The sequence below is a fragment of the Burkholderia pyrrocinia genome, assembly GCF_018417535.1.
In the GTDB taxonomy this organism is placed as follows: Bacteria; Pseudomonadota; Gammaproteobacteria; order Burkholderiales; family Burkholderiaceae; genus Burkholderia; species Burkholderia pyrrocinia_E.
The window spans coordinates 3,275,724-3,289,137 of sequence record NZ_CP070977.1 but is presented as its reverse complement, the minus strand read 5'-3'; the positions used below and the strand labels follow the sequence as shown (position 1 = coordinate 3,289,137).

General features: G+C 67.3%; 12 protein-coding genes and 1 pseudogene. 10 read left to right on the top strand and 3 right to left on the bottom strand.

Going from position 1 to position 13,414, the window contains the following annotated elements:
* Positions 1 to 91: 91 nt before the first annotated feature.
* Complete coding sequence (locus tag JYG32_RS15270; RefSeq protein ID WP_213263988.1) at positions 92 to 1,201, bottom strand: NAD(P)/FAD-dependent oxidoreductase; 1,110 nt, start codon at positions 1,199 to 1,201, stop codon at positions 92 to 94.
* Positions 1,202 to 1,327: 126 nt separating this feature from the next.
* A complete protein-coding gene (locus JYG32_RS15265) occupies positions 1,328 to 2,308 on the bottom strand; it encodes an AAA family ATPase (RefSeq protein ID WP_213263987.1) in 981 nt (326 codons plus the stop codon).
* A 240-nt stretch (positions 2,309 to 2,548) separates the two neighbouring features.
* Between JYG32_RS15265 and JYG32_RS15260 the strand changes: the two are divergent.
* From JYG32_RS15260 to JYG32_RS15215, 10 genes and pseudogenes are all read left to right on the top strand, one after another.
* A pseudogene (locus JYG32_RS15260) lies at positions 2,549 to 3,269 on the top strand (nitroreductase).
* Positions 3,270 to 3,415: 146 nt separating this feature from the next.
* Positions 3,416 to 3,904 (top strand): hypothetical protein, encoded by a 489-nt coding sequence (locus tag JYG32_RS15255; protein WP_213263986.1) that lies wholly within the window; start codon positions 3,416 to 3,418, stop codon positions 3,902 to 3,904.
* Between the two features lie 5 nt (positions 3,905 to 3,909).
* Positions 3,910 to 4,725, top strand: a complete 816-nt coding sequence (locus tag JYG32_RS15250) for an endonuclease/exonuclease/phosphatase family protein (RefSeq protein ID WP_174383873.1) — start codon at positions 3,910 to 3,912, stop codon at positions 4,723 to 4,725.
* A gap of 113 nt (positions 4,726 to 4,838) precedes the next feature.
* Positions 4,839 to 5,486 carry a LysE family translocator gene (locus tag JYG32_RS15245; protein ID WP_174383874.1) on the top strand — a complete coding sequence of 216 codons (648 nt, stop codon included), beginning with the start codon at positions 4,839 to 4,841 and terminating at the stop codon, positions 5,484 to 5,486.
* 228 nt (positions 5,487 to 5,714) lie between these two features.
* Positions 5,715 to 6,485: a ferredoxin--NADP reductase gene (locus JYG32_RS15240; RefSeq protein ID WP_096471990.1), complete on the top strand. Its 771-nt coding sequence runs from the start codon at positions 5,715 to 5,717 to the stop codon at positions 6,483 to 6,485.
* 416 nt (positions 6,486 to 6,901) lie between these two features.
* The gene (gene rqpS, locus JYG32_RS15235) at positions 6,902 to 7,717 is read left to right on the top strand and encodes a quorum system sensor histidine kinase RqpS (RefSeq protein WP_174383876.1); all 816 of its coding nucleotides are present in this window, start codon (positions 6,902 to 6,904) and stop codon (positions 7,715 to 7,717) included.
* A gap of 7 nt (positions 7,718 to 7,724) precedes the next feature.
* Positions 7,725 to 8,381 carry a response regulator transcription factor RqpR gene (gene rqpR, locus JYG32_RS15230; protein WP_174383877.1) on the top strand — a complete coding sequence of 219 codons (657 nt, stop codon included), beginning with the start codon at positions 7,725 to 7,727 and terminating at the stop codon, positions 8,379 to 8,381.
* A gap of 196 nt (positions 8,382 to 8,577) precedes the next feature.
* Positions 8,578 to 9,981 (top strand): amino acid permease, encoded by a 1,404-nt coding sequence (locus JYG32_RS15225; RefSeq protein WP_174383878.1) that lies wholly within the window; start codon positions 8,578 to 8,580, stop codon positions 9,979 to 9,981.
* A 545-nt stretch (positions 9,982 to 10,526) separates the two neighbouring features.
* On the top strand, positions 10,527 to 11,030 hold the full coding sequence (locus JYG32_RS15220) for a hypothetical protein (RefSeq protein ID WP_213263985.1): 504 nt from the start codon (positions 10,527 to 10,529) through the stop codon (positions 11,028 to 11,030).
* A 255-nt stretch (positions 11,031 to 11,285) separates the two neighbouring features.
* Positions 11,286 to 12,311, top strand: coding sequence for an XdhC family protein (locus tag JYG32_RS15215; RefSeq protein ID WP_213263984.1), 1,026 nt, complete (start codon positions 11,286 to 11,288; stop codon positions 12,309 to 12,311).
* 127 nt (positions 12,312 to 12,438) lie between these two features.
* On the opposite strand, the gene JYG32_RS15210 is transcribed toward JYG32_RS15215, so the two are convergent.
* Positions 12,439 to 13,158 (bottom strand): PepSY-associated TM helix domain-containing protein, encoded by a 720-nt coding sequence (locus JYG32_RS15210; protein ID WP_174383881.1) that lies wholly within the window; start codon positions 13,156 to 13,158, stop codon positions 12,439 to 12,441.
* Positions 13,159 to 13,414: the final 256 nt, after the last annotated feature.

Here is a 13,414-nt window from a genome sequence, read left to right as displayed (position 1 = left end):
CCGTTCAACAGAATAACGCTCAAGCGAACAAATGTGCGCGTCGAAATGCCGGAAATAAGGGATTTCACACGGTGCGACGCGCACCGGCGCGTCAGCCGTAAGCGGTCATCTCGCCGACACGCTGCGCGAGCGCGAGCGACGCGGTGAGCCCCGGCGACTCGATGCCGAACAGGTTCACGAGCCCGCGCACGCCGTGCTGCGCGGCACCCTGCACGATGAAGTCGGCCGGCGGTTCGCCGGGCCCCGCGACCTTCGGCCGGATACCCGCGTACGCAGGCTGCAGCGCGCCGTCGGGCAGATCCGGCCAGTACGCGCGGATCGACGCGTAGAACGCGCCCGCGCGCGCCGGATCGACTTCGTAGCGCAGCGAATCGCACCATTCGACGTCCGGGCCGAAGCGCGCCTGCCCGGCGAGGTCGAGCGTCAGGTGCACGCCGAGCCCCGCGCGGTCGGGCATCGGGTAGACGAGATGCGAGAACGGCGCGCGGCCCGACAGGCTGAAATAATTGCCGCGCGCGAGATAGAGCGGCGGCACCCAGCGCGGGTCGAGGCCGCGCGTGCGGCGTGCGAGCGCCTGCGCACCGAGGCCCGCGCTGTTGATCACGCAGGCGGCCTCGATCTCGGTCGGCGTGTCGCCGCTCGTGCGCACGACGAAGCGCCCGCCGCGCAGCACGTCGATCGACTCGACCGGGGATTTCAGCGCGCACACGGCGCCTTCGCGCTCTGCGTCGCCGAGCAGCGCGAGCATCAACTGGTGGCTGTCGACGATGCCGGTGGACGGCGAGAACAGCGCCTCCACGCATTCGAGCGCGGGTTCGAGCGTCTGCGCCTCGACGCGCGTGAGCGGCATCAGGTCGAGCACGCCGTTTTCGGCGGCGCGCACGGCGATCGCCTTCAACTGCTTCACCTGCGTGGCGCTCGTCGCGACGAGCAGCTTGCCCGCGCGCCGGTGCGGCACGTGATGCGTGTCGCAGAATTCGTACAGCAGATCGCGGCCGCGCACGCACGACATCGCCTTCAGCGAACCGCGCGGATAGTAGAGCCCCGCGTGGATCACTTCGCTGTTGCGCGAGCTCGTGCCCGTGCCGATCGCATCGGCGGCCTCGAGCACGAGCGTGTCCCGCCCGCGTGCGGCCAGTTCGCGCGCAATCGCAAGGCCGATGACGCCCGCGCCGATCACTACACAATCCATCTGCTCCATGACTTTTCGCGCCGCTAGCGCGTCGAGGGGAGAGAAAGGAATTGTACGTCCCGGTTCATCCGCTTGCCGAACGCATCTGTATTTGCATCGCGACGGCACGGCGCACGGCGTGCGCGCGCCGCCGGTTCAGAAGCCGATCGGCCTGCGCTTCGCCGCGCCCTCGTCGGCGCGAATGTCGTGCGGCCCGATCGCGTCGCGGCCGTCGAGCCGCGCGGCGCCGAATGCGTGCAGCAGCGCGCGGCGCATCGTGCGCGGCGGCGTCGCGGCCAGCACGTCGAGCGCGTCGTCGCCAAGCGTCTCGGGGAAGCGCCGCCCCCACGCGTGCGACGTGCGGATCTCGTCGTAGATCGTCTGCGCAATCCGGCGCGCGCCGGCCGCATCGGGCGGCGCGATCTCATACACGTTCATCCGGTTGAGCAGCGGCTCCGGAATCGCCTGCGCGTCGTTCGCGGTCGCGACCCAGATCACGTTGCCCGCATCGATCGGCACTTCCGCGAATTCGTCGATGAACGCGCGCGCGGTGTCGTGCTCGAGCAACGCATACAGCGCGCCGAGCGGATCGTATTGCGCATCGCTGCCGGCCTTGTCGATCTCGTCGACCGCGATCACCGGGTTCGCGTAGCTGCCGTTCACGAGCGCATCGAACACCTTGCCGGGCTTCGCGTTCTTCCACTGCGACGACGCGCCCGACAGGATCCAGCCGGCCGTCAGCGAACTCATCGGCACGTAGTGGTACGCGGTGCCGAGCAGTTGCGCGAGCGCCTTCGCGAAATGCGTCTTGCCGATGCCGGGCGGCCCGAGCAGCAGGATCGGCATCAGTTCGAGCCGGTCGTCCGTTTCGAGGCACAGCGCGACCTGCTTGCGCACGTCGTCGAGCGGCTCGGTGAAATTGGGCAGCGCGTCGCCGAGCGCGTCGAACGACGGCATCCGGTTCGGCTTCACGCAAAAACGCAGATTCCCCGTCTTGAGCATCCTCTCGTAGGTGGCGCGCAGCGCATCGCTCGCGCTCTCGTTCAGGTCGCTCAGCGCCGTCTCGACCTGCTCGAGGTCGTACACCGTGCTGAAGGACGCCACCGCCAGTTCCTGTTTCACCATCGCCGTCGTCATACCAACCTCGCTGCCGCTTGCTGTCGCACAACCATCAGACCCTTACGATTTCAGTGTAGCGGTCCCGTACCCGCGCGCAAGCAAGCAGCCGTGTGCGTCTGCTGCTAACACCCGCCGCGCGCTGCAGCCGCGGACGGTGCGGCGTATGATCGACAATTCACCGGCCGCGCTGCCGACCTGCGCGGCCTCGCCCGCGCCGCTGCGCGCGGCGCGTCCGCTTTCGTCCCGAAGGGTTTGCCGATGTCCGTCCCCACTGCATCCCCGCGCATCGACGCCGATGCAATCCGCGCCGTCGACGCGGCGCTCCTGTCGCGCCGCGCGATCCGCGCGTTCCTGCCGACGCCCGTGCCGCGCGACACGCTCGAGGCGATCCTCGAAGCCGCGAGCCGCGCGCCGTCGGGCACCAACATCCAGCCGTGGCGCGTGTACGTCGCGACGGGCGCCACGCGCGATGCGCTCGCCGCCGCGCTCACCGCGGGCCCACGACGATCCCGCGCGCGACGAGAAATATGTGGCCGAGTACGACTACTACCCGCGCGAATGGGTGTCGCCGTATATCGACCGGCGCCGCAAGGTCGGCTGGGACCTGTACGGGCTGTTGAACATCGGCCGCGACGAGAAGGCGCGCATGCACGCGCAGCACGCGCGCAACTTCCGCTTCTTCGATGCGCCGGTCGCGCTGTTCTTCACGCTCGACCGCGTGATGACGCACGGCGCGTGGCTCGATTGCGGGATGTTCCTGCAGGGTGTGATGACGGCCGCGCGCGCACGCGGGCTCGATACCTGCCCGCAGGCCGCGTTCGTGCCGTTTCACCGGATCGTCGCCGAACACCTCGGCATTCCCGCCAACGAACAATTTGTCTGCGGCATGTCGCTCGGCCATGCGGACCCGGACGCGATCGAGAATCGCCTCGTCACCGAGCGTGCGCCCGTCGCCGAATTCACGCGCTTTTTCGCTTGAAAACGCGTGACGCGCACCTACCTTTCGGACAGGACCGCACCGCGCGGCGAACCTGTCGCGGCGCGTCCTGTCACATCACGATCGAAATCGATCGGGCGTAAGATGTGCGTCCGTTCCCCGCTATCCCGCGTTTCCGGAGACGTTTCATGCTGAAACACGGCCTGGCCGTCCTGCTTGCGAGCGTCGCGCTCGCCGCCCATGCGCAGAGCCCCGCACCGGCCTCCGTCGCGTGGGAGATCCAGGTGGCGCGCGACGGTCAGACGATCGACACGTTCCAGCAGCGCACCACCGTGGGTCAGACCCGCACCGATACCCATCGCTATCCGTCCGCCGTGCCCGTCGGCTGCGGCAACGCCGCGCGCGTCGTGCCGACCGAGCGCTCGCGCTCGGTGACGGTCGCGCCGCTCGCCGTCGATGCCGGCGCGAACACCGTGTCGCTCGCGCTCGACGTGCAGGAAACGCTCGACGACGAAAGCGCGACGCGCAGCGATCCGTGCGTGCCCGCATCGCCGCGGCAGATCGTCGCAAGCCACCCCGGCCTGTCGGTCGGCAGCGACGCGTGGACCGACTGGACGCTCGTCGAGCAGCACCCGCACCTCGTGTACCGCGTGCGGGCGCACGTCGCGAAGGACTGAGCGACATGTCCGCCGATGCCCTGTCCCTGCCGTTCGCCGAACCGCACGCCGCACCCGACGAAATCACCGCGGTGAGCTGGAACCTGCACAAGGGCCGCTCGCCGCTCGGCTTCACCGCATGGAACGCGATGCGCAACTGGATGCAGTCGACGCACGCCGACGTGTATTTCCTGCAGGAAGCGATGGCGCGCCGCATGCCGCGCCCCATGCTCGCGCCCGGCTTCGGCGTGCCGATGGACGACGCGGTCGACGACGTGTGGCACTGCCAGGCCACCGAGATCGCGCATGCGCTCGACTGGCAGATCGCGCTCGGGCCGAACGTGTTCAAGCCGTCGTGGCGGCACGGCAACGCGATCCTGTCGCCGCATCCGCTCGACCTCGGCGGCCGCTGGGACATCTCCGCGCACCGCTTCGAACGCCGTGGGCTGCTCGTCGCACGCGCGACGCTCGCGGGCGCGCGCCCGGTCACGCTGCTGTGCGCACACCTCGCGCTCACGCGCGCCGCGCGGCTGCGCCAGATGCACTGGATCGCGCACTGGATCGTGCGCAATGCCGGCGACGGCCCGCTGATGCTCGCCGGCGACTTCAACGACTGGCGCAACGATTCGGTCGCGCTGTTCGGCGAGATCGGGATGTCCGAGGTCGCGACGCTGCTCGGCGAATCGGGCCGCACGTTCCCCGCGTTCTCGCCGGCGCTCGCGCTCGACAAGATGTTCGTGCGCGGCCTGACGCCGCTCGAATGGCGCGCACCGTCCGGCGAGGCCGCGTGGCTGTCGGACCACCTGCCGTACATCGCGCGCCTGCGCCTCGACCCGCAATAACGGTCTCGATCGCGACTCGATTGCGATCCGCCGCAAGCGCGGCCGCGCGGCGCGCGCTGCTACATTAACGGCTTGCCCATCCCGCCACCGAGCCGCCGCCGGCCCGCGCCGCCATGACCTACCTTCCGATCCTGCTGCAAATCGCCGTCGTCTATCTCGTCGCGGCGATCACGCCCGGCCCGAATTTCTTCATGATTTCGCAACTGTCGCTCGCGGGGCGGCGCAGCCTCGGCGCCGCGTCGGCGCTCGGTGTCGGCACCGCGTCGGTCGCGTGGGCGACGCTCGCGATGCTCGGCCTCGCGGCCGTGCTGCACCAGGTCGAATGGCTGTACGAGACGATCCGGATCGGCGGCGCCGTGTATCTCGTGTATTTCGGCTTCAAGCTGCTGCGCTCGGGCGTACGCCGCGACGCGGCGCCGGCCGACACACCGGACGAACGCGCGCCGCTGGCCGCACCGCACGCGCGCGACTACCTGCGCGCCTATCGCAGCGGCCTGTTCACCTGCCTGACGAACCCGAAATCGTGCGCGTTCTGGACCAGCGTATTCGCGGCGATGCTGCCCGCGCATGTGCCGCTGTGGTTCAACGGCGCGGTACTGGTGACGATCGGCGTGCTGTCGGCCGGCTGGTATTCGTGCGTCGCGTACCTGTTCGCGAGCCCGCGCGCGCAGCGCGGCTACCGGCGTGTACGGCGCCCGCTCGACGCGCTGTGCGGCGTCGCGCTCGTCGGCCTCGGCGCCAAACTCGCAGCCGATCGGTGAAAGCAGATTGAAATAATTCGTTGCGCCAAATCCGCGCAACTGCGGGGGTCAAGCCCGCGATCAGCGCCAACAGGGTAAAATAACCAGTTCGTCAATCGTCTGTCATCGAGAAGGCGCGTGTCCGACGCGCCGGCCGGCCGATCCGCGATCGGGCCGTCGCACTCGGTTTTTTTTGCCCATTTTTGGGCCCGTTACACGCGTTCGCTACGCGCGTCCGTTTTCAAAGCCATGAGCAAATACGACACCGCCACCGTCCAATCCGTCCACCACTGGACCGACACGCTTTTCAGCTTCACCTGCAGCCGTGAGGCGAGCCTGCGCTTCAACAACGGCGAATTCACGATGGTCGGCCTCGAGGTCGACGGCAAGCCGCTCGCGCGCGCCTACTCGATCGTCAGCCCGAACTACGAAGAGCATCTCGAATTCTTCAGCATCAAGGTGCAGAACGGCCCGCTGACGTCGCGCCTGCAGCACCTGAAGGTGGGCGACACGGTGCTGATCGGCAAGAAGCCGACGGGCACGCTGGTCGCCGACAACCTGCTGCCGGGCAAGACGCTGTGGATGCTGTCGACGGGCACGGGCCTCGCGCCGTTCATGTCGATCATCCGCGATCCGGACATCTACGACCGCTTCGACAAGGTGATCCTCACGCACACGTGCCGCCTGAAGGGCGAGCTTGCGTACATGGACTACATCAAGCACGACCTGCCGGGCCACGAGTACCTGGGCGACATCATCAAGGAAAAGCTCGTCTACTACCCGACGGTCACGCGCGAAGCGTTCGACAACGAAGGCCGGATCACCGACCTGATCGCGACGGGCAAGCTGTTCACGGATCTCGACGTCCCGCCGTTCTCGCCGGAAAACGACCGCGTGATGCTGTGCGGCAGCACCGCGATGCTGAAGGACACGACCGACCTGCTGAAGCAGGCCGGCCTCGTCGAAGGCAAGAACAGCGCGCCGGGCCACTATGTGATCGAGCGCGCATTCGTGGATTGATCAGTCCCCGAAATTTGCGCCGCATCAAGAACCGGAGCGAAAGCTCCGGTTTTTTTTCGTCCCCACTTGGCGAATTCGTAACAAACTGGGACCATCTCATCTCAAATAGTTACATTTCGATACGTCATCGCCCGGTGCTTGGGTGTCAGTGTTTTTCCTACAACAGGTTCATCCCGATTATTCACATTTACCCTTAAATGTCCGCCCGACATGACTTTTACGGAGTTTTTGAGATATTATTCGGCGCGCGTGGTTGCCGTTCGGATGCGTGTTGAAGGGTCGGATGCAGATGTTACTAAATGTAACTTTTGTTACCTCGGCATGGGGCGACTCCCTGGCGGCGACCGTCATCGAAACGGCAGCCGTTCCACGCAGCCAGCCGGTGTCTGAACCGCTTTCTGACAGCAGGGAGAGTCATGGATACGTCGCTTAACGCGCCCTCGGGCGCCCACGCCCCGTTCCCGTCGCGGCAACACGTGCATGACTGCGCCGCTACTCCGCCCAGTGCCGAAGCCGCGTCGAAACGCGCCGCGTCCGCCGCGCGCATCGCGGCGCTATCCGCCCAACTGCTGGCCGCCGACGAAGCCGCCCGCCGCCATCTGGCCGGCGAGCTGCACGACGGACTCGGCGCCGAACTCACCGCCGCGCGATTCGCGCTCGCAAACGTTCAAACATGGCTGCCGGCCGATGCGCCGGACGGCTGCCTGCGCGCGCTGGAACTTGCGCAGCAGGCGCTCGACGCCGCGACCGACGCGAATCGCCGGCTGATCGACGAACGCAACACACCGGCGCTCGACGCGGGCGTGGTCGGCGCGCTGTCGTCGTGGGTCGACAGCCATGCCACGCGCACGGGCCTGCGCACCAGCTTCGTGTGCGCGGCCGACGCGCGCCTGACGCAGATTGCCGGCGCCAGCGCGCTCGCGGTGTTCCGCGTCGCACAGGAAGCGCTGTCGAACGTCGCGAAGCACGCACGCGCGGCGTCCGTCGACGTGCGGATCGTCACCGACGGCACCCATCTGTCACTGATTGTCGCCGACGACGGCACCGGTTTCGCCCGGAGCCGTCGCACCGGCTACGGCCTCGCCGGCATGCGCGCCCGTTGCGAAGCGTTCGGCGGCAGCTTCGAGACGGCCACGCCGGAAACCGGCCACGGCACGCGCGTCACCGCGCGCTTCGCGTGGGATTCGCTGCTCGCGGTGCCCGTCGCGGCACGCCGCGCGTCGCTTTCGTGAGGTCGTCATGAGCCTGAACATCCTGCTCGTGGACGATCACGCGATCGTCCGGCAAGGGATCCGCCAACTGCTGATCGACCGCGGCATCGCGCGCGACGTCACCGAGGCCGAGACCGGCGGCGACGCGATGGCTGCCGTCGACCGGCAGGAATTCGACGTGATCCTGCTCGACATCTCGCTGCCGGACACGAACGGCATCGAGGTGCTCAAGCGCCTCAAGCGCAAGCTGTCGCGCACGCCGGTGCTGATGTTCTCGATGTACCGCGAGGACCAGTACGCGGTGCGCGCGCTGAAGGCCGGCGCCTCCGGCTACCTGTCGAAGACGGTCAACGCCGCGCAGATGATCGGCGCGATCCAGCAGGTCGCGGCCGGCCGCAAGTACGTGAGCCCCGCGATGGCCGAGGCGCTCGCCGAATACGTGTCGTTCGAGAACGAGCCGCTGCCGCACGAGAAACTGTCCGACCGCGAATACCAGACGCTCTGCATGCTCGCATCGGGCAAGCGGCTCACCGACATCGCGAACACGCTGTCGCTGTCCGTGAAGACGGTGAGCGTGTACCGGTCGCGGCTGCTCGAGAAGATGCGGCTGTCGAACAACGCGGAGCTCACGTTCTACGTGATGAGCAACCGGCTCGTCGACATGGCGCCCGCGGCCGGCGCCTGATTCACCCGATCCAACGGCGCGGCGCGCGCCGCGTCGCCTTCAACAGCCCCCTTTCTCGCGCAAGCGCTTGTTTTATCGGACGATTCCGCAACGCGCCGCTGCGTCGCAGCGGGTCTTGTTCGCCAGATCGGCTAAAATTACGGGTTTTCACTCAGTCAGCGTCGCCGCGCTCGCGCGCGCTGGCAATTCATCCGCAATGTCTCTCTTCCGCAAGAAAAACGTCGATCGCATGATCGCCGGCGCGCACGCCGCCGGGCTCAAGAAAGCGCTCGGCGCGATCGACCTCACCTTCCTCGGCATCGGCGCGATCATCGGCACCGGCATCTTCGTGCTGACCGGCACCGGCGCCGTGCAGGCCGGCCCCGCGCTGATGCTGTCGTTCGTGATCGCCGCGATCGCCTGCGGCCTCGCGGCGCTGTCGTACGCGGAATTCGCATCGACGATTCCGGTCGCCGGCTCGATCTACACGTATTCGTACGCGACGCTCGGCGAACTCGTCGCGTGGATCATCGGCTGGGACCTGATGCTCGAATACGGGCTCGCCGCGTCCGCCGTGTCGGTCGGGTGGTCCGGCTACCTGCAGTCGCTGCTGCAGGGCTTCGGCCTCACGCTGCCGACCGTGCTGACGGCCGCACCCGGCGCGGTGCCCGGCGTCGTCACGTGGTTCAACCTGCCTGCGTTCCTCGTGATGGTCGTGATCACGACGCTGCTGTCGATCGGCATCCGCGAGTCGACCCGCATCAACAACATCATGGTATTCATCAAGGTGTCGGTCGTGCTGCTCGTGATCGCGGTCGGCGTGTTCCACGTGACGCCGGCGAACTGGAAGCCGTTCATGCCGCACGGCTGGAACGGCGTGTTCGGAGCTGCGGCCGTGATGTTCTTCGCGTTCATCGGCTTCGACGCGGTGTCGTCGGCGGCCGAGGAAGTGAAGAATCCGAAACGCGACCTGCCGATCGGCATCATCGCGTCGCTTGCGGTGTGCGCGGTGCTGTACGTGACGGTCGCCGCGGTCGCGACCGGCATCGTGCCGTCGGCGCAGTACGCGAACATCTCGCACCCGATCTCGTACGCGCTGCAGGCCGCCGGCGAGAACTGGGTCGCGGGCTTCATCGATCTCGGCGCCGTGCTCGGCATGCTGACCGTGATCCTCGTGATGAGCTACGGCCAGACCCGCATCGTCTTCGCGATGTCGCGCGACGGCCTGCTGCCGGCGACGCTGTCGCGCGTGCATCCGCGCTACGCGACGCCGTTCCTGACGACCTGGCTCGTCGGCCTGTTCTTCGGGCTGATCGCCGCGCTCGTGCCGCTCAACGTGCTCGCCGAACTGATCAACATCGGCACGCTCGCCGCGTTCTCGATGGTGTCGATCGCGGTGCTCGTGCTGCGCCGCACGCACCCGGACCTGCCGCGCGCGTTCCGCTGCCCGGGCGTGCCGGTCGTGCCGATCCTCGCGGTCGCGTCGTGCCTGTTCCTGATGCTGAACCTGCAGCCCGTCACGTGGATCGCGTTCGCCGTGTGGCTCGTGATCGGCCTCGTGATCTACTTCGCGTATTCGCGCAGCCGTTCGAAGCTCGCGCACGGCCAGCAGGCGCACTGAACGCCACCGTGCCGCACGCGGCACGGTGCACTCCCGCGGGGTCGGATGCCGGCCCCGCGCCTTCACCTCCTTCCCCTGATCGCGCCGCCGCGTTGCTGCGAAACGCGCAACGATCCGCGCGGCGGTTTCGATTCTTTCAGGCCGATTTCCCGAATACCGGCAGATTCGATGCATCGCGTTGAATTAATCGACGCATCATGCAATTCCACTGAATTCAAATTAATGGCGAAAAAAAATTGTCCAGCCGACGTTGATCTCTTTAAGCGGCCAACCTAGTATTCAGTTCGACCACACGCACACACCCGCTTGGCCTCGCGCGGCCGGGCCTTGCGCTGCCCACGTCGCACGGCGCCACACGGCCGACTTCATTGAAATTAATTTCCAATAACTGGAATTCTCGGCAGCGCCAATAAACGAATTATTCAGCCCATTTTCATTCGACCCGATTCAAATCGGATAATCCGGCCGTTTGCCTTGAATTGCCTCCATGCGGAGGCATGTTGCAGCACCTGTCCGAAGTTCAACAAGAACCTGAGAGGTCCGTCATGAGCAATACATTGGTTAACGTCACGGCGAAGGTCGAAATCAACGCCGCCAACAAGACGATCGGCGAGCTCAAGGATTATCAGAGCAGGAACTGGGCGATCGGGCTGAACGGGGATACGCTGGCGCCGGATGGTTTCCTGTCCTTCTTCACCGAACGCAACCTGCCTTTCAGCTACTACGTGCGCGCGCGAGGCGTTTCGATCGGCGAGCCGAGCGCATACCAGGCGAACATCGAGACGCTGACACACCACATCGCCGCGATTCGCGCATCGGAGACGAACGCGGTCAACGCGACGATCCGCGATCTCGAGCTGTACAAGTCGAGGAACTGGGCAATCGGCCTGAACGGCACGACGCTGCAGCCGGACAACTTCCTGCCGTTCTTCGGCACCCGCTCCGTGCCGTTCGAGTACTACGTGCGTAGCGGCGGCGTCGAGCTCGGCTCGTCGAGCGCGTACGACACCGACATTCGCAACCTGACGCAGTACCTGGGATCGCTCTGACGGATCGCGCCGCCGGGCGGATGCGCCCGCCCGGCAACGCACCAGCGCACCTCGCCCGGACCGGCCGGGGCGGCGCGCCGACCGGCTCCGCCACTGGTCCCGCCTTCGGATGGCGCGCCCGCCGTCCGCGCCTCCCCTCTTTCCCGCGTCGCGGCCTCCCTGCTCGCCCCCCTCCTGCACGCTTGCGCCGGGCGGTTCATAATCCCGCCATCGAATGACGGACCGCCAGGCCCGTCCTGCAACTGGAAACCGACGATGGAAAGTGTGGATCTCGACGTGCTGAAGACGAGCGCGCGCTGGATCGAAGAAAGCCGCCGCGTGCTGCTCGTGACAGTCGTGAAGACGTGGGGCTCGTCGCCGCGCCCCGAAGGCGCGACGCTCGCGGTGCGCGACGACGGGCTCGTCGTCGGCTCGGTGTCGGGCGGCTGCATCGAGGACGACCTGATCGCCCGCGTGCATGCAAGCGGGATCGCCGCCGACGCGCGCCCGGAAGCCGTGAAATACGGCGTGACGGCCGAGGAAGCGCACCGCTTCGGGCTGCCGTGCGGCGGCACGATCCAGCTCGTGCTCGAGCCGCTCACGCGCGACAGCGGGATTGCCGCGCTGTGCGCGGACGTCGAGGCCGGCCGCCTCGTCACGCGCACGATGACGCTCGCGACCGGCCGCGCGGCGCTGTCGCCCGCGCAGGCGGCCGACGGGCTCGCGTTCGACGGCGAGCGGCTCGTGACGATCCACGGGCCGCGCTACCGGATGCTCGTGATCGGCGCCGGCCAGTTGTCGCGCTATCTGTGCCAGATCGCGGTCGGGCTCGACTACCAGGTGACGGTGTGCGATCCGCGCGAGGAATACACGGATGCGTGGGACGTGCCGGGCGCGCGCGTCGTGCGCACGATGCCCGACGATACGGTGCTCGACATGAAGCTCGATGCGCGCTCGGCCGTGATCGCGCTCACGCACGATCCGAAGCTCGACGATCTTGCGCTGATGGAGGCGCTGAAGACGCCCGCGTTCTATGTGGGCGCGCTCGGCTCGCGGCGCAACAACGCGGCGCGGCGCGAGCGGCTGCGCGAGTTCGACCTGAACGAAGCGGAACTGGGCCGGCTGCACGGGCCGGCCGGCATCTACATCGGCAGCCGGACGCCGCCGGAAATCGCGATCTCGATCCTCGCCGAGATCACCGCCGCGAAGAACAACGTGTCGCTGCCGACGATCCTGCAGGTCGAAGGCGCAAAGGCCGCGCGAGAAATCGCGGCGAACAGCGGCGCGGCCTGCGGCCTCTGATCCGGACCGGCCAACCGCTTCTGCCGCGCCGGATGCGCGGCAGAAGCGGCAGAAGCGGCAGAAGCGGCCGAACCGGACGAATCGGACGAATCGGTTCGCGCCGGCGGCGGGCCGGCGCGATCGTCGATCAGGTCAGGCCGGCGGCAAGCGCCGCGGCGACCGAACCGACCACCAGCACGACGCCGACCGTGCGGCGCTTGTTCAGCTCGGTCCACAACAGCACGCCCGTCAGCGACAGCAGGATCAGCGAGCCGGCAATCGTGTCCATCAGCAGCACCCAGCCGAGGTTCATCCCGACGCCGCGATGCAGGTTGTTCAGCGTCGTCAGGAACGTGTTGTCCGTGCGCTTCACCGATACGTAGCCGTTGCCAACCCAGTATTCGGCCTGCAGGTTCTGGTGCGGGCCGAACAGGCCGAACTGCCAGTGCTCGGGCTGCATCACGCGCTGGTCGCCCCACGCGACGGCCTGCGCAGGCTCCTTGCGGATGCGGCCGGGCCGGCCGTCGAAATGCAATTCCTGCTGCAGCCATTTCGTCATCGCGGCGGGTGTCTTCGGCACCGGATCGGGCAGCGCGATCTGCATCTGCTCGACCTGCGGCTCGCCGGTTGGGATCTTCAGCGGCGGCGCGCGATGGTTCAGCAGCACGCCCGTCACGCCGAACAGCAGCCCGAGCACCGCGCCCCACAGGCCGACCCAGCCGTGCACCTTGCGCAGCCACTTGATGAAGGTTGCGCGGCGCGAGCGCTGGCGGCGCGCGGCCAGTTCGTCGTCGGTCAGCGGGCGGGCCGTCGGGCGCAGCACGGTGACGCGTGCTTGCGGCGGATTGATCGTTTCGGGCGCGTTCACGCGAAAGTATCCATTCGTTCAAAACAACGGGCGGCGCGCAGAGATCGCACGCCGCCCGAGCAACATGAAAATGAGAATGGATATCATTACACAAATCGAATGCCGGCTCAATCCGTCCGGTTACGCGGCGGCGGGCTCGATGAGCGAAGAAATACGGGCGAAGCTGGCACGTTGCATTCAAATATCGACAAATAGACGACAAATGCCGGCCGAATGACTCCACAAGACCGAGACAGCATTTCGTAAGCAGACGCGC